Annotated in this window: 13 protein-coding genes and 1 pseudogene; 6 read left to right on the top strand and 8 right to left on the bottom strand. The window is 69.2% G+C overall.

What is annotated here, in order from left to right; all coding sequences use genetic code 11:
• Positions 1-147: 147 nt before the first annotated feature.
• Positions 148-447, bottom strand: coding sequence for a hypothetical protein (locus ACP7TJ_RS28230; RefSeq protein WP_367542472.1), 300 nt, complete (start codon positions 445-447; stop codon positions 148-150).
• A gap of 257 nt (positions 448-704) precedes the next feature.
• Between ACP7TJ_RS28230 and ACP7TJ_RS28225 the strand changes: the two are divergent.
• The 3 genes and pseudogenes from ACP7TJ_RS28225 to ACP7TJ_RS28215 all read left to right on the top strand — a co-directional run.
• A pseudogene (locus ACP7TJ_RS28225) lies at positions 705-1,319 on the top strand (PIN-like domain-containing protein); the annotation flags it as partial.
• Positions 1,320-1,426: 107 nt separating this feature from the next.
• Positions 1,427-1,867: a hypothetical protein gene (locus ACP7TJ_RS28220; RefSeq protein WP_427766293.1), complete on the top strand. Its 441-nt coding sequence runs from the start codon at positions 1,427-1,429 to the stop codon at positions 1,865-1,867.
• Positions 1,868-2,175: 308 nt separating this feature from the next.
• Positions 2,176-2,304 carry a DUF6408 family protein gene (locus tag ACP7TJ_RS28215; protein ID WP_222436418.1) on the top strand — a complete coding sequence of 43 codons (129 nt, stop codon included), beginning with the start codon at positions 2,176-2,178 and terminating at the stop codon, positions 2,302-2,304.
• A 54-nt stretch (positions 2,305-2,358) separates the two neighbouring features.
• Here ACP7TJ_RS28215 and ACP7TJ_RS28210 read toward each other — a convergent pair whose 3' ends face one another.
• From ACP7TJ_RS28210 to ACP7TJ_RS28200, 3 genes are all read right to left on the bottom strand, one after another.
• Positions 2,359-4,473, bottom strand: a complete 2,115-nt coding sequence (locus tag ACP7TJ_RS28210) for a DUF2075 domain-containing protein (protein ID WP_427767508.1) — start codon at positions 4,471-4,473, stop codon at positions 2,359-2,361.
• Between the two features lie 200 nt (positions 4,474-4,673).
• The gene (locus ACP7TJ_RS28205) at positions 4,674-6,563 is read right to left on the bottom strand and encodes a DNA/RNA helicase domain-containing protein (protein WP_427766289.1); all 1,890 of its coding nucleotides are present in this window, start codon (positions 6,561-6,563) and stop codon (positions 4,674-4,676) included.
• 187 nt (positions 6,564-6,750) lie between these two features.
• Positions 6,751-7,611: a helix-turn-helix transcriptional regulator gene (locus tag ACP7TJ_RS28200; RefSeq protein ID WP_266550517.1), complete on the bottom strand. Its 861-nt coding sequence runs from the start codon at positions 7,609-7,611 to the stop codon at positions 6,751-6,753.
• Positions 7,612-7,697: 86 nt separating this feature from the next.
• On the opposite strand from ACP7TJ_RS28200, the gene ACP7TJ_RS28195 reads away from it, so the two are divergent.
• Together ACP7TJ_RS28195 and ACP7TJ_RS28190 are read left to right on the top strand one after the other, a co-directional pair.
• Positions 7,698-8,459 (top strand): SDR family oxidoreductase, encoded by a 762-nt coding sequence (locus tag ACP7TJ_RS28195; RefSeq protein ID WP_387751998.1) that lies wholly within the window; start codon positions 7,698-7,700, stop codon positions 8,457-8,459.
• 116 nt (positions 8,460-8,575) lie between these two features.
• Positions 8,576-8,785 carry a tautomerase family protein gene (locus ACP7TJ_RS28190; RefSeq protein WP_427766285.1) on the top strand — a complete coding sequence of 70 codons (210 nt, stop codon included), beginning with the start codon at positions 8,576-8,578 and terminating at the stop codon, positions 8,783-8,785.
• Between the two features lie 59 nt (positions 8,786-8,844).
• Here the strand turns inward: ACP7TJ_RS28190 and ACP7TJ_RS28185 are convergent, their stop codons facing one another.
• Genes ACP7TJ_RS28185 through ACP7TJ_RS28170 form a run of 4 tightly spaced genes read right to left on the bottom strand, consistent with a single transcriptional unit; the run spans position 8,845 to position 13,407 of the window.
• The gene (locus ACP7TJ_RS28185; protein WP_387790145.1) at positions 8,845-10,203 is read right to left on the bottom strand and encodes a GH1 family beta-glucosidase; all 1,359 of its coding nucleotides are present in this window, start codon (positions 10,201-10,203) and stop codon (positions 8,845-8,847) included.
• 26 nt (positions 10,204-10,229) lie between these two features.
• On the bottom strand, positions 10,230-11,069 hold the full coding sequence (locus ACP7TJ_RS28180; protein WP_225627865.1) for a carbohydrate ABC transporter permease: 840 nt from the start codon (positions 11,067-11,069) through the stop codon (positions 10,230-10,232).
• A 17-nt stretch (positions 11,070-11,086) separates the two neighbouring features.
• The gene (locus ACP7TJ_RS28175) at positions 11,087-12,076 is read right to left on the bottom strand and encodes a carbohydrate ABC transporter permease (protein WP_427767504.1); all 990 of its coding nucleotides are present in this window, start codon (positions 12,074-12,076) and stop codon (positions 11,087-11,089) included.
• Between the two features lie 14 nt (positions 12,077-12,090).
• Positions 12,091-13,407: an ABC transporter substrate-binding protein gene (locus tag ACP7TJ_RS28170; RefSeq protein WP_427766280.1), complete on the bottom strand. Its 1,317-nt coding sequence runs from the start codon at positions 13,405-13,407 to the stop codon at positions 12,091-12,093.
• 237 nt (positions 13,408-13,644) lie between these two features.
• On the opposite strand from ACP7TJ_RS28170, the gene ACP7TJ_RS28165 reads away from it, so the two are divergent.
• Positions 13,645-15,459 carry a coagulation factor 5/8 type domain-containing protein gene (locus tag ACP7TJ_RS28165; protein ID WP_390920501.1) on the top strand — a complete coding sequence of 605 codons (1,815 nt, stop codon included), beginning with the start codon at positions 13,645-13,647 and terminating at the stop codon, positions 15,457-15,459.
• Positions 15,460-15,495: the final 36 nt, after the last annotated feature.

Here is a 15,495-nt window from a genome sequence, read left to right as displayed (position 1 = left end):
ACGCGGTCGAGGAAGTGGCGTCAGGTCTGGTGCGTTCGGAAGGGCCAGTCGCAGCCCACTGAAGGGTAGTCTGCCGCCGCTCCTGTCTCCCTTCGTCGCGGTTGGTGGACAAAGACAGAAGGGAAGGGCGGCTTCTTCGCGGGGCGCTCATGCATCGCGCATGAGCGCCGCGTTGACGACATCGACGTGCGCGTACACATGGCCTCCGGTGACAATGCCATCCCCCCTACCCCGACGCCGTGGGTCCACGTCGATCACGGTGACGAGCGCGTTGCCCAGCCCGACCACCACCCACCAGGAACGTCCGTCCGCCCTTACTCGCCAGGTCGACTTCACCCATTTCCCGGTGTCCGTGCGCACCTCGGCCGACACCAGCTGCCAGGTTCCCGGGTCGAAGCGGGTCACCGTGTCCAAGGGCGCCCCTCGTTGCCCCAGCCGCACGGTCACGTGGGCTCCCTGAGCCTTCAGCAAGACCGGTTCGCTCAGGATGTGCCGGACCCGTGCGAAGAGCGAATCAGGGCCTGACCCGACGTGGAAGCGGACGGCCTGGAAGCGCGGTGGCACGATGAGTTCCTCGCAGCGGGACGGAGGTTGTCACGAATTGCTAGATCAACGGTTCGGCCACGCTGACCATTTCCGACGTATCACCCGGAAATACCCCGGTTCAGCCGGTTCGCGCGACTTGAGTACCGCGTCACCCTCCTCTGTCGTGGACGCGCACGAAGTGGAGCGTCCGCTCGACCTCCACGCAGTCGTCACTCCCGGGTTCCTGGCCATCGCCCCCCGCGCTGCGGGAACCGGTCGACGTCCCGACGTGGCGGAACCGGGAGACCACCATCTCCGAGGCCCGGTCGACCAGTGCCAAGGCCGCCCAGGAGATGAGCGGTCACTCGGTGCAAGCGGTACAAACGCTGCGCACCTGGGCCAACCGGGTCGCCTTGAGCGATGACGACTTCGAAGACGTCCACGATCGGTTGAGCGAGGTCTTCGAAGAAGTCCGAAAGAAGATCAACGAGGTTGGTGAGGGCGAGTGGCAGCACATAGGTCACGACACGAGTACCGATCCGGTGATCGCCAAGCTGGAGCCGGCACTGACCGGCAGGGTGGGGCCTTCCTTCTCTCCGGAAGACCGCGCCGCGTTGACCGCGTTGGGTCAGAAGCGTGTCGACCAGCGCGTGCCACCCGGCTACATGGACGCCAAGAAAGACGGCAACGGGGCGGTCGGTGACTTCTTCGTCTGGGAACAGTTGCTGCGAGAGGCATCCCGCCGCCAGTGCGATGTCCTGTTCGTGACCGCGGACGCGAAGGAAGACTGGGGGGCAAGGAGCGGGGCCACAACCGGGGCCCGCGACCGGAGTTGCCGGCGGAGCTACGGGCACGTGGCGGGGGCCGCCTTTACCTGCTGTCGCCGAAGCAGTTTCTGGAAGTGGCCGCCCCCGTACTGCGACTCAGTCTTCAGGCTGGTTCCGTCGAGGACATCGAACGAGTCGAGCGCATCGAAGCAGGCGTCACCTACGGCGGATGGACCGTCGAGGCCCTCGAGGCTCTCTTCCGCGGGCTGGAATACGAGGGTTACGCCAACCGTGTGGAGGTCATCCGCTACGCGGCAGCCATGGACGGTCATGCGGAACCGGAAGCGGTCTACGACCTCTGTGACTACGACGACGATCGAACACTGAGAGGCTTCACCAAGCCGATCACTCGGATCAGCCGCAAGCTGCAGAAGCAAGGGCTGATCGCGGACTCAGCGGTTCCTGTTCTCACGGCTGAGTACAAGAACGGTCCGGGCCGCACCTCCGGCTTCAGAGTCCACCCTCTCCTCGCTCCCCTCATCAACGACGGGGAGAGCGACGACGAGGACTCGTGACGCAACGCCGGTCCGCAGCGCGCTGGCCCTCCCGAAGGGCCTGCAACTCCGGCTCGGCTGCAGCCGAGCCGGGAACCGCTCGCCAACCGCATCCCGGCAGTGGCTGAAAAGGCGTGAGCTCGTATTGATGGTCCACTACCGTTGATCTCGCTGCGCACCTTCCCGGAGGGTACGTCGGCGGTGTTTCGGATGCCGGTTCCCGGCTGTGACTGACGAATGGTTTCCGCTGCGTGTCGCACGCGGCGTGACCGCGGATGCCCGGAAGGGCGGTCCCGCCATTCCCAGGTCACGCCAAGGAGTGGACATCCATGAACCCCGTTGAGTACAAGCCTGCACGTCGTCACCGGCTTCGCGAGATCCTGGTCGACGTTGCCGCGGGTGTCGTCACCCAGCTCGTGGTGACGGCCCTGGTGGCGGCAGCGCGCCTGTTCCTCTGAGCAGGCCTGTGGCGGGCCCGGAGAGCCCGCCACTCCGCATGCAGGCGGCGCGCGTCAGAACAGGTAAAGGTCGGGCGAGTGCGGGCCCGTGCTCTGCCGCCTCCTTCGGGAACCCCGCCCGCGACGCGGCCGGGGCAGGTGCGGCACGCGTGCCTCCTCCGGCAGGTTCTCCCAGGTGGGGCGCAGCCCGTGGACCTGGACCTCGCCGACCAGTTCCTTCAGATAGTTCCGGGTTTCCTCGTCCGTGGAGTAGAGCACCGTCGCCCGGCTCGCCCGGGTCATCAGCACGTGGTAGGCGTGGCGGATGAGCCGGGCGAACTCCTCGTCGTCGACGCTTCCGGCCTTCACCTTGGGGTCGAACGAACCCGGAACGGCGACGCGTTTGACGCCCAACTCCGGGTCCTTCCGCTCCTTGCCGCGACGGAATACCCACCGGTCACCCCGGCGCACCATGTCCTCGCCCATAATCACGCCACACCAATCCCACTCAAGGCCCTGGGCTGTGTACACGCAGCCGATCTGGTCAAGTCCCTTCTCGTGCACGGCCCAGATCCTGCAGGGCGGCGCCCCGTCCTCGCAGAAAGCGTCGCTGTCCGCGTTCCAGGGCCTGTGCCAGTCTCCGATCCGCACGTCGGCCTCCAACCTCCTCTCCTTGCCGATCGGCTTTGTCCACGGCCAGCAGTACCCCGCGACGAGGCGGGCGGACGCTCCGGCGAGCGCCTCGGTGCGGATGATCCGTTCGAGTTCCTCCGGGCTGTCCGCCACCTCGACGTGCATCAGGCCGTCCGGCGTCCACTGCTCCGGCTCCTCGTCCGTCACCCCGAGCATGGCCCGCACCCAGCGGATGTACGCGTCGCTGCCTCCGCATCGGAACTGTTCCCGGAGCTCGTATCTGACAAGAGTGGCGTCGTACCGTTGCGCCGCGTCCTCGATCAGTTCGACGGTGCCGACCTCGTGCGGTCGCACGGTCTGGCCCTCGTCGAGGAAGAACACGGTCAGACGGGACGCGTCGAGGAGTTCGTCGACCTGAGGCTTGGTGCCCTGGTGTTCGGGCTTCCAGAAGCGGTTGGTCGAGCGTTCCCGCAGGCGGTGCGCCTCGTCGCAGATCAGCACGTCCAACGGCGGGTCCGGAGGGGTGACGAAGTTGCTGAAGTACGTGAAGCTCTCCCTGAACTCCCGGTCCCCGTAGCCGACGTGCTCTTGGATCGCACCGTTGAAGGCCCTGCTGCCGCTGGCGTACTTGACCGTGTGGCCGCCCGCCTCCAGCTCCGCCTTGATCTGGAGGCCGATGGCGCTCTTCCCCGTACCAGCGCCGCCGGTGACCAGGAAGACCACGCGCCGCTCGTCCGGCACGAGGGCCGGGCGCTGCGGGTCAGGGAGAACCTTGGCCGCGGTGTCCAAGATCTGGTCGGCGACCTTCTTCTGCCGGCCGCGCAAGGTAAAGACCGTGTCCTCTCCGCGGGAGCGGATCATGGCGTCGAGCAGGGGTGTGTTGTGTAAGCCCATGTTCTGCAGCAGTATCTCGGCCGCGGAAGCGCCCCCTTCGTCGGCGAAGTGCTCACGGAGGTCGGAGATCAGCTGCTCGCGCTGGTCGTTCGTGTAGACGGCCGCGTAGGCGCCGGTCGGAGCGTCCACGTCGACCAGAGGCCGGACAGAGGCGTCGGTGGCGTTGTGCAGGTAGGCGAACCCGCCGCATTCGAAGTCCAGTCCGTGCAGCGGTCCCCGGCCGCCCGTGAACGCCTCGTAGTACTCGCGCAACTGCAGCGCGGGGTGCTTCTTCCTGCCCATCCCCGGTACGTGGACCAGTTCCGCGGTGGCTCGCTCCACCCTGGTCACCGTCGACCAGCGTTTCAATTCGACCAGTTGGACGGACAGCCGCCTGTCGTCGGGGTGATGACCCACGAGAACGACGTCGATGAGCCTGGGGTCGCCGGGGCGGTCGGCCTCGTCGAGGGTAGCGGCGCACTCGACGATCATCTCCACGTTTCCGCGGCCGGCGGCGACCAGGTCCTCCGCGAGGTGCACGAGGCTCTCGGCCCACGCGGACCGTTCCGACAGCGATGCGTCGGCGCCTCGGAAGTGCCGCCATCGAGCGGCCAGGTGCGGCACCATACGGCGCCTTGAGTTCAAGGTCAGCAGATCCTGTGCTGCCAGCCGCAGCAGGAGCATGGACACGAGGTGGGTCCCCCAGAGCACGAGTGATCGTGCGGGTGGGGGCATGTCCTCGTGAGGAAGCCCGTCGGGCCGCAAGCAGTACTCGGGATCTTAGGGAGGCCAGCCGCCCTACGGACGCCGATGCGGCGGGGGGCGACGCGAAGCGTAGCCATCATGGCCGGATCGCGTTCCCCGTGGCGTAGACGGGTCCCAGGTCAGACCGTGGCAACGTGCTGATCCAGTCGGCCGCCCGCCAACTCCCGCAGCTTCTCGCGCGTCTCCGGGTCCGTCGAGTACACGATCGTGCCGACCATGCCCCGGGTCAGCAGCACCTTGTAGGTATTGCGGATCAGGCGATCCACGTCGGCGTCCGGGGTGGACTTCTTGAACACCGGGTCCTTGGAGGCCGTCCGGTCCGTGATCCAGCGGCCGCCGCGCCACAGCAGGTCAGGGCCGATGATGACGCCGGACCAGTCGTACTCGAAGCCCTGGGCGGTGTAGACGCAGCCGACCTGGCCGGAGCCCGCCGGGTCGGTGGCCCACAGGGCGGCCGGGGGCGCACCGGAGACCGAGCGTTCACCCCGCAGGTTCCACGGGCGGGCCCAGTCACCGATGACGACGTCCAGCGGGAGCGGGTGACCTGGCTTCGGTTCCGGAGACCAACGCCAGCAGTAGCCGGCGGACATGCGGGCGCCGTAGCCCTCCGCCCGTCGGGCCTCGAGGAACGCCTCCATCTCCTGCGGGCTGTCGGCGACCAGCAGCTGCATGCGGTCGTCGGGCTCCCAGACGACCGGCCCGCCGGGTTCGAGGCCGAGGAGCCGGACGACCCAGCGCAGGTAGGCGTCGCTGCCACCGCAGCGGAACTGGCTCTCCAGCGGCACGACGTGGCAAGGGATGTCCCGTTTGGCAGCCGCCGCCTTGATGTCGGCGACGGTGCCCATCTCACCCGGCCGCACCACCTGGTGCTCGTCCAGCAGGAAGACGGGCACGTGGGCGACGTCGATGAGTTCGTCGATCTGGGCCTTGCCGGTCCGGTGCTCGGTACGCGTGTAGCGGTTCGCCGACGTCTCCCGGATGCGGTGGGCCTCGTCGCAGATCAGTACGTCCAGGCTGTTCTTCTCGGTGGTCATGAAGCTGTTGAAGTACTTGAAGAGGTCCTGCACCTCCCGCTTGCGGGAGCCGGCGACCTTCCTCATCGTCTTGGTGAACGACTGGGAGCCGGTGGCGTGCAGGGCCGGCATCCCCCGCCGGTACAGCTCGCCGAGCAGTTGGAGCGCGATCACGCTCTTGCCGGTGCCCGGGCCGCCGGTCACGACGACGATCTCCTTGCGGTCGGCGCGCTTGGCCTTCTCCACCGCATTGAGCACCATCCGGTAGGCGACCTGCTGCTCGTCGAGGAGCACGAACTGCTGGCGTTCGCGTACCTCCTCGGCGGCCACGGACATGAGCTGCTTCGACGGCACCGTGGCGCCGGAGAGCAGTTCGTCCGCCGCCCGGGCACCGGAATGGCTGTCGCTCAGTTTCGAACGGAGATGATCGAGGAATTCGCCGCGGCGTTGCCCCGTGAACAACAGTCCGCGGCCGTCGCGCTCGATCTCCCGCAGGCCGGCGACACCGAACTCGGTGGCGTTGTGCAGGAACGCCACTCCGCTGACCCTGTGCCCGTGTTCGGCGACCGCACCGTTGAAGTTGACCAGGTAGTCACAGTAGCGACGGACCTGCTCGATGGGGTTGAGGACGGGGTGGGCGTAGCGCTCGACGTGGCACAGCGTGGGATCGTCCTCATGGGGGATGACCTCGCTCCACTGCTTCAGTTCCACCACGACGTACGACGGCTCCCCGGTGGAGGGGTGCACGCCCGCGAGGACGACGTCGGCACGCTTGCTGTTCAGCGGGAGGGCATACTCCAGCATCATCTCCACATCGCCCAGGCCCGCGTCGTTGAGCGCGGCGGCCAGGACGGGAATGCTGCGCTCCCAGGAGCGCGCCTCCGAGGTGCCGGGCCGGTAGCCGTGCATGTGGACGAACTGGTCGGTGAGGTGCAGGAACAGCGAACCGTCGAACGCCATGACGGCGACCGTTTTCGCGGACGCGCGGAACAGCAAGAACTTCCCCCAGGCAGCACGAAGTGACTCGTGCGGGTGGGGGCATGTCCTTCGAAACTCCACGGGGTGGAGCGGAAGCCCGTCGGGCCGCGTTGACGACGGGGACGAGATTACCCGGCACCACCGGGAGCAATGCAGTGACCCCGACCGGGGGAACGGCGTCTGTACGCGTCCCGGCCAGGCCCCCTTACGAGCCGGAGTCGACGACGTCCTGCGTGCCGAGGACCGCGAGCAGATCGAGCAGGTCCGCGCTGTCGGTGCCCAGCGCGGGGGTGAACCACAGCAGACGCTGCCGGCCGTCCTCGCTGAACAGGTTGAGGCAGTTGACCTCGACGACCCCGAGGGCGGGGTGTCGGATCCGCTTCCGGTCGTCGCGGCGGAACGCCACGTCGTGGTCGGCCCAGAGGGCGGCGAACTCGGGCGAGGCGTGCAGCAGGGTGCGGATCATCGTTGTGGCCTCGGTGTCCTTGGCGTCCCTGCGGGCGGCGGCCGCGCGCAGGTCGGCGACGAACGCCCGGGACTGGGTCGCGTGGTCGGCCTCGGGGTACAGGCGGCGCGCGTCGGGTTCGGTGAACCACCGGTGGACGAAGCTGGCGCGGGGCCCGCGAAATCCCGACTGGTCGCCTAGCAACGCCACCGCGAGCGGGTTCTGCACCAGCGTGACGTGGAGGTCGGTGATGACCTGCGCGGGTGTGGACGGCATCCGCTGGAGCAGGTCGAGCATGCCGGGGTGGACGTGCGAGGCGGCGGTGCCCGGGGCGGGCACGGGGCGGTCCGCCAAGCGGTAGAGGTAGTCGCGCTCGTCGGCGGTCAGCCGCAGCGCCCGGGCCAGAGCGGCGATCATCTGTTCGGAGGGCTGGGAGCCCGCCCCGCGCTCGAGCTCGTTGTAGTAGTCCACCGATGCCCCGGCGAGCTGCGCCACCTCCTCCCGGCGCAGCCCGGGTACCCGGCGCCGCGGACCGGCGGGGAGACCGACGTCGGCCGGCCGGATGCGGCTGCGCCGCGACCGCAGGAACGTCCCGAGCTCGGTGTACTTGGCAGAACCCATGTGCACCATTCTGTGCCCGGCCGGGGCGCCGACCCAGGGGATGGCATCCCCTGGTTGTGCCGGCCGCCACCGCGCACCGTGGAGGCATGACTACCAGCGACCCCCTTCACACACCGGCACCCGAGCGGGTTGCCGTCGTCACCGGCGGATCGCGTGGCATCGGCCGCGCGGTGTCGCTCCAGCTGGCCCGCGACGGTCTGGCGGTGGTGGTGAACTACACCAGGGACGTGGCCTCGGCCGAGGAGACCGTGAAGGCGATCACCGCCGACGGCGGGAGGGCGATCGCCGAGCGGGCGGACGTGGCGGACGCGCACGCGGTCACCGCGCTGTTCGACCGGGCGGAGCGGGAGTTCGGCGGCGTGGACGTCGTGGTCAACGCCGCCGGCCGCCTCGCCCTGTCGCCCGTCGCCGACCTCGACCTGTCGGCCCTCGACGAGATGCACCGCACCAATATCCGCGGCGCCTTCGTGGTGGCCCAGCAGGCCGCTCGGCGGCTGCGGCCCGGCGGCTCCTTCCTGGGCGTGTCGACCTCCGTGGTCGGAACGCAGTTCCCCGCTTACAGCGCGTACGTGGCGAGCAAGGCCGCCGTCGAGTCGATGACCCTGATCCTCGCCCGCGAGCTGCGCGGCCGGGACATCACGGTGAACACCGTCGCCCCCGGCCCCACAGCCACCGACCTGTTCCTCGACGGCAAGACGCCCGAGGAGATCGAGCGGCTCGCCAAGACCCCGCCGCTGGAGCGGCTGGGCACGCCCGAGGACATCGCCCGGGTCGCCGCCTTCCTCACCAGCCCGGCGGGGCACTGGGTGAACGGACAGGTCCTGCGGGCCAACGGCGGAATGGTGTGAGCATCCCGCCGGCCGCCCGGCCGGTCACCCGAGACGTGCCGGTCACCCCGGAGACGTCCGTACGGCGCCCGTATCGCGTCCGCAACTTCCTACAGAACTCTCAAGGAGTACGAGTCATGCCTTTCGCCCACTTCAAGGTCCCCGCGGACACCCTCGACCCCGACGACAAGAGGAAGATCGTCGAGCGCACCACCGATCTGTACGCCGAGATCTACGGTGAGCGCGCCCGCGCCATTACCGTAGTGCTCGTCGACGAGGTCGCCGACGGCGGCTGGGGCGTGGGCGGTCACGTCCTGACCGCCGCCCTCCTCAACGGCGACGCCTGACCCGCGGCCGTCGGTGGGCGCGGGCGGGGCAGTGCCCGCGTTCCACCGACGCCGGGACGTCACGCCGCCCTGCGCGCCCGCCCCCCATGCCCCCGGATGATGTCCGCATACCGGTGTCCCGAGCCCTTGATGGTGCGGGTCTGGGTGGTGTAGTCGACGTGGACCAGGCCGAAGCGCTTGGCGTAGCCGTACGCCCATTCGAAGTTGTCGAGCAGGGACCAGGCGAAGTAGCCGGCCAGCGGGGCGCCCTTGCGGGCGGCGGAGGCGCAGGCGGCGATGTGCCGGGTGAGGTAGTCCTGGCGCTCCGGGTCGTCGATCGTGCCGTCGGGGCGGACCACGTCGGGGAAGGCGGAGCCGTTCTCGGTGACGTAGAGGCGGCGGGCGCCGTACTCGTCGGTGAGGCGCAGCAGGAGGTCCTCGATGCCGGTCGGGTCGATCTCCCAGTCCATGCCGGTGCGCGGCACGCCGTCCCGGCGGACGGGCGCGGCGTGCGGGGCGGGGCCGTCCGGGTCGGCGGCGACCACCTGGGGGAAGTAGTAGTTGAGGCCGAGCCAGTCGAGCGGGGCCGCGATGGTGTCGAGGTCGCCGGGGCGTTCGGGGAGGTCGACGCCGTAGACCTCGCGCATGTCGGAGGGGAAGCCGCGGCCGTGGACCGGGTCGAGCCACCAGCGGTTGGTGTGGCCGTCCATGCGGACGGCGGCGGCGCGGTCCTCGGGGCTGTCGCTGGCCGGGTGGATGGTGGAGAGGTTGTTGACGATGCCGACCTGGGCGGCGGGGGCGGCGGCGCGGATGGCGCGGGCGGCGAGGCCGTGGCCGAGGAGCAGGTGGTAGGAGGCGCGGACGGCCGCCGCGAGGTCGGTCCGGCCGGGGGCCATCTTGCCCTCCAGGTGACCGATCCAGGCGGAGCACAGGGGTTCGTTGAGGGTGGCCCAGTGGTGGACGCGGTCGCCGAGGCGTTCGGCGACGGCGGAGGCGTAGGCGGCGAAGTGTTCGGCGGTGTCGCGCTCGGGCCAGCCGCCGCGGTCCTGGAGGGTCTGGGGCAGGTCCCAGTGGTAGAGGGTGACGGACGGGGTGATGCCGGCGTCGAGGAGTCCGTCGATCAGCCGGTCGTAGAAGGCGAGGCCCTTGGCGTTGACCGGGCCGTCGCCGCCGGGCACCACGCGCGGCCAGGCGACGGACAGCCGGTAGGCGTTGGCGCCGAGGCGGCGCATCAGGGCGATGTCCTCGCGCCAGCGGTGGTAGTGGTCGCAGGCCACGTCGCCGTGGTCGTCGTTGTCGATGCGGCCGGGGGTGTGCGAGAAGGTGTCCCAGATCGACGGAGAACGGCCGTCCTCCGCCACGGCGCCCTCGATCTGGTAGGCCGAGGTGGCCGTGCCCCACAGGAAGTCGTCGGGGAGGGCGGCGTAGTCGATGGTCACGGAGGTCCTTTCGGTGCGGGGGGTGGTCACTTGACGGCGCCTGCCGTCAGGCCGGCGACGAGGTAGCGCTGGAGGAGCAGGAACCCGGCGACCACGGGGACGCTCACCACGAGGGAGGCGGCCATGATCTGGTTCCAGTACACGTCGTTGAGGGTGGAGTAGCCCTGGAGGCCGACCGCCAGGGTGCGGGTGGTGTCGTTGGTCATCACCGAGGCGAAGAGGACCTCGCCCCAGGCGGTCATGAAGGCGTAGACGGCGACGGCGACGATGCCGGGGACCGCGGCCGGGACGACGACGCGGAACAGCGCGCCGAGCGGGCCGCAGCCGTCCACGAGCGCGGCTTCGTCCAGGTCGCGGGGGACGGAGTCGAAGTAGCCGATCAGCATCCAGATGGAGAACGGCAGCGAAAAGGTGAGGTACGTCAGGATGAGGCCGCCGCGGGAGCCGAACAGGGCGATGCCGGTGGCGTTGCCGATGTTGACGTAGATGAGGAACAGCGGGAGCAGGAACAGGATGCCGGGGAACATCTGCGTCGACAGCACGGTCACCGTGAAGACGCGTTTGCCGCGGAACGAGTAGCGGCTGACGGCGTAGGCGGAGAAGACGGCGATGACGACCGAGCAGACGGTGGCCGCGCCCGCCACGATCAGCGAGTTCACGAAGTAGCGGCCGAGCGGCACGGTGGACCAGATGTCGATGTACGGGCGGATCGTCAGCTCGGTCGGCAGCCAGCGGAACGTGCCGGTGACGTCGGCGAGCGGCTTCAGCGAGCTGGACAGCATGACGTACACCGGGATCAGCACGAAGCCGGTGAGGAGGGTCAGGAAGATCCGCCGTGACCACAGGAACGAGCGGGGCGGGGCCATCGGGGACCGGGGCGTGCTCACTGGGCGGTCCTCCGTCCGCGTGAGGTGAGGGCGAGGTGGACGCCCGTGACGACGAGCAGGAACAGCAGGAGCAGCACGGACATCGCGGACCCGGTGCCGAAGTTCCAGGTGACGAAGGACGCCTGGTAGATGTGCACGGAGATCAGGTCGGCGGCCTCGGGCGCGCTCTTGCCGAAGAGGACGTACGGGGTGTTGAAGTCATTGAACGTCCACAGGAACAGGACGAGGACCAGCACCTGGTTGACCGGGCGGAGCGACGGCAGGGTGATGCGGCGGAGCTGCTGGACCATGCCGGCGCCGTCGAGGGCGGCGGCCTCGTACAGCTCACGGGGGATGTTCTGCAGGCCGGCCATCACGATGAGGAAGGCGAACGGCCAGCCCTTCCACACCGACACGGTGAGCAGGGCGACGAAGCTGTTGTCGCCGATCAGCCAGAAGGAGGGCTTGTCGGTGAGGCCGAGCAGGTCGTGCAGGACGTGGTTCACCAGGCCGTTGTCGTGCTGGAACATGAAAACCCAGGTGATGACGGCCGCGTAGACGGGCAGCGCGTACGGCACCAGGAACAGGGCGCGCAGCAGGCCGCGGCCGCGGAAGGTGTCCTGCATGAACACGGCGGCGGCGGTGCCGATCAGCCAGCACAGGCCGACGGACAGCACGGTGAAGGCGACCGTGACGAGGAACGAGTGGAGCAGGGCCTCGCCGACGGGGGCGTCGAAGTCCACCGAGACGGAGTAGTTGTCGAGGCCGGCCCAGGGGGCGGTGCTCCAGTCGCGGATGTAGAACTGGGTGAGTTCCTTGAAGCTCATCACGATGCCGATGACAATCGGCACCAGGTGGACGAGGAGTTCGAGGAGCAGCGCGGGCAGGAGCAGCAGGTAGGGCAGTCCGACGCGGCGGAGCCGCCCGGTGCGGCGGCGGGGGCCGCGCGCCGTACCGGGGGAGCTCTTCCGCACGGTGGCCTCCGCTGCGGGGGCGGTGGCGGTCATGGCGGTGTTGGGACTCACTTCGTGGGCATCTGCTGCTGCGCCTTGGTGAGCGCGGCCTTCACCGAGTCGGTGGTGACCGGGCGTCCGGCGGCGGCGTCGGCGAACAGTTCCTTGACGGCGGTGCCGACGGCGGTCTCGAACTGGGATTCGTCGGGCACCTGCGGCAGGGCGACGGCGCTCTTGGCGAGGGTGTCCTTCAGCACGGCGTTGGCGGGGGTGTTGAAGGCGGGATCGGCCTGGGCTGCCTTGACCGGCGGGATGGAGCTGTAGGCGGTGTTGAGGATCTTCTGCTCGGCGTCGCTGGTCATGAACTTCACGAACTCGGTGGCGCCGTCGAGGTTGTCGGTGTTCTTGAAGACGGCGAGGTTGATGCCGGCGACCATCGAGTTGACCTGCGTGCCGGCGCCGGGGGTTCCGGACTGCACGGGCACGGGGGCGATGCCGTAGGCGTCCTCGCTCATGCCCTGGGACGTGAGGTTGGCGGAGGCGGACTGCCAGAGCAGCATGCCGGTCCTGCCCTTGGCGAAGTCGCTGACGGACTGGTTCTGGGCGTACTCGGCGTTGCCCGGGGCGATGATCTTGTCCTTGGCCATGAGGTCGACGTACTGCTTGACCGCGGCGACGGCGTCGTCGTTCGTGAAGTCGGGCTTGCCGTCGGGGGTGAAGAAGTCGGCGCCGTGCTGCTTGGCGAAGACGTAGGCGTGGTGGACGTTCTCGGAGGGGTTGGAACCCTCCATGGCTGTCCCCCACCTGCCGTCCTTGGACAGCTTCTTGCCGGCGGCGACGAACTCGTCCCAGGTGGCGGGCGGGGCGTCGATGCCGGCGTCGGCGAACATCTGCTTGTTGTAGTAGAGCGCGTACGCCATGGAGTAGAGCGGGACGGCGGCCGGGGGCTGTCCCTCGGCGCCGGTGGAGCCGAGCGCGGAGTCGACGAAGCGGTCCTTGCCGCCGATCTTCTCGAACTGCTGGTCGTCCCAGGGCAGGAGGCCGCCGGTCGCCTGGAGGGAGGCGGACCAGGTGTTGCCGATGTTCAGCATGTCCGGGCCCTGGCCGGAGGTGGTGGCGGTGAGGATGCGGTTGAGCAGGTCGGACCAGGGCACGACCTCCAGCTTGACCTTGATGCCGGTCTGCTTCTCGAACTTGTCGAGTTCCGGCTGGAGGACCTTCTTGTCGGCCTCGATGCTCGCGCCCTGGTTGGAGGCCCAGTAGGTCAGTTCCTTCGGCGAGTCGTTGGACCCGCCGCCGGTGCTCGAACCGCCTCCGCAGGCCGAGGCGGCGAGTGCGAGAGACAGCATGACGGCGCCTGTGGCCGCGGCTCGGATGCTGCGCATGGCTCCTGGTCCCTTTCCGGGAAGGTCGAATGCCGCGGGCAAGACCCGGGGCAGCGCCTCACGGCTTAATTTAGGACGTGAGTTAAACCTCTGGCCGGGACCACGTCAAGGGTTCTGACGGACCCGCTCGACTCCTGCCGCATGTCTTGACTCATGCGTTGCGGAGATAAACCATTCAGCGCGAGAGAGCGCTCTCACCTCCCCGCCGTTTTCACTTCCTGAACCAGGAGCCGCCCCATGACGTCGACGTCCGACTCCGCTCCCACCCCGCCCTCCGCCACCCCGACCCCGCTTTCCGCCGTCGGCCGCCGGGCCGTGCTCGGCGCCGCGGCTGCCGTTCCCGTGCTGGCCGGTCTGTCCGGTACGGCGTCCGCCGCGCCGGCCGCGCACAGAAGGCCCCCGCGCCTGAAGGGCGGTGGCGACCTCGGCCCCAACGTGATCGTCTTCGACCCCTCCACGCCGGGCATCCAGGCCAGGCTGGACGAGGTGTTCGCCCGGCAGGAGGAGGACCAGTTCGGCCCCGGCCGCTACCAGTTCTTCTTCAAGCCCGGCGCCTACCACGGGCTCAACGCCCAACTCGGCTTCTACACCTCCGTCTCCGGCCTCGGCCTGTCCCCCGACGACACCACCATCCACGGCGACGTGACGGTCGACGCCGGCTGGTTCGACGGCAACGCCACGCAGAACTTCTGGCGTTCGGCGGAGAACCTGGCCCTCGTCCCGGCCAACGGCACCAACCGCTGGGCGGTCGCCCAGGCCGCGCCGTTCCGCCGGATGCACATACGCGGCGACCTCAACCTCGCCTCGTCCACCTACGGCTGGGCCAGCGGCGGCTACATCGCCGACAGCCGGATCGACGGCACGGTCGGCCCCTACTCGCAGCAGCAGTGGTACACCCGGGAGAGCTCGGTCGGCGGCTGGACCAACGCCGTGTGGAACATGGTGTTCTCCGGCGTCGAGGGCGCCCCCGCGCAGAGCTTCCCGGACCCGCCGTACACCACGCTCGACACGACGCCGGTCTCCCGCGAGAAGCCCTTCCTGTACCTCGACGGCGAGAAGTACCGCGTCTTCCTGCCCGCACTGCGGCGGAACGCGCGTGGCGTCACCTGGGGCAACGGCACCCCGCGCGGCACCTCGCTGCCGCTGGAGCGCTTCTACGTCGCCAAGCCGGGCGACTCGGCGGCCACCCTCAACCGGGCGCTCGAGCAGGGCCTGCACCTGCTGCTCACGCCCGGCATCTACCACGTCGACCAGCCGGTCCGGGTGAACCGGCCGAACACGGTCGTCCTGGGCCTCGGTTACGCCACCCTCGTCCCCGACAACGGCGTCACCGCACTGAAGGTCGCCGACGTCGACGGCGTACGGCTGGCCGGCTTCCTGATCGACGCCGGAACGGTCAACTCCCCGGTCCTGCTGGAGGTCGGGCCGCGCGGCGCCTGCAGGGACCACGCCGCCAACCCCATCACCGTCCAGGACGTCTTCATCCGGATCGGCGGTGCGGGACCCGGCCGGGCCACCACCAGCATGGTGGTCAACGCCCGGCACACCGTCATCGACCACACCTGGGTCTGGCGCGCCGACCACGGCGAGGGTGTGGGCTGGGAGACCAACCGCTGCGACTTCGGTGTCGTCGTCAACGGCCACGACGTCCTCGCCACCGGCCTGTTCGTCGAGCACTTCAACAAGTACGACGTGCAGTGGAACGGCGAACGCGGCCGCACGATCTTCTTCCAGAACGAGAAGGCCTACGACGCCCCCAACCAGGCCGCGATCCAGAACGGCTCGCTCAAGGGCTACGCCGCCTACAAGGTCGGCGACCACGTCACCACCCACGAGGGCTGGGGCATGGGCAGCTACTGCTACTACAACGTCGACCCGACGATCGTCCAGCACCACGGTTTCGCCGCCCCGGAGCGGCCCGGGGTGCGCTTCCACCACCTGATGGTCATCTCGCTGAGCGGGCACGGACAGTACGAGTGCGTCATCAACGACACCGGAGCGCCGACCTCGGGCACGAACACCGTGCCGTCGGTGGTGGTGTCCTACCCCTGACCGGTGACGGTCCCTCCCCCACTGGGCCGGGGAGGG

Source organism: Streptomyces sp. DSM 41931 (assembly GCF_050271085.1).
In the GTDB taxonomy this organism is placed as follows: Bacteria; Actinomycetota; Actinomycetes; order Streptomycetales; family Streptomycetaceae; genus Streptomyces; species Streptomyces albogriseolus.
This window is presented reverse-complemented; position numbering and strand designations above follow the sequence as displayed.

Excerpts from the sequence above, each read along its gene's own strand:
- ACP7TJ_RS28215 (WP_222436418.1), top strand. The coding sequence starts at position 2,176 with ATGAACCCCGTTGAGTACAAGCCTGCACGTCGTCACCGGCTTCGCGAG.
- ACP7TJ_RS28210 (WP_427767508.1), bottom strand. The coding sequence starts at position 4,473 with ATGCTCCTGCTGCGGCTGGCAGCACAGGATCTGCTGACCTTGAACTCA.
- ACP7TJ_RS28200 (WP_266550517.1), bottom strand. The coding sequence starts at position 7,611 with ATGGGTTCTGCCAAGTACACCGAGCTCGGGACGTTCCTGCGGTCGCGG.
- ACP7TJ_RS28195 (WP_387751998.1), top strand. The coding sequence starts at position 7,698 with ATGACTACCAGCGACCCCCTTCACACACCGGCACCCGAGCGGGTTGCC.
- ACP7TJ_RS28190 (WP_427766285.1), top strand. The coding sequence starts at position 8,576 with ATGCCTTTCGCCCACTTCAAGGTCCCCGCGGACACCCTCGACCCCGAC.
- ACP7TJ_RS28180 (WP_225627865.1), bottom strand. The coding sequence starts at position 11,069 with ATGGCCCCGCCCCGCTCGTTCCTGTGGTCACGGCGGATCTTCCTGACC.
- ACP7TJ_RS28175 (WP_427767504.1), bottom strand. The coding sequence starts at position 12,076 with ATGACCGCCACCGCCCCCGCAGCGGAGGCCACCGTGCGGAAGAGCTCC.
- ACP7TJ_RS28170 (WP_427766280.1), bottom strand. The coding sequence starts at position 13,407 with ATGCGCAGCATCCGAGCCGCGGCCACAGGCGCCGTCATGCTGTCTCTC.
- ACP7TJ_RS28165 (WP_390920501.1), top strand. The coding sequence starts at position 13,645 with ATGACGTCGACGTCCGACTCCGCTCCCACCCCGCCCTCCGCCACCCCG.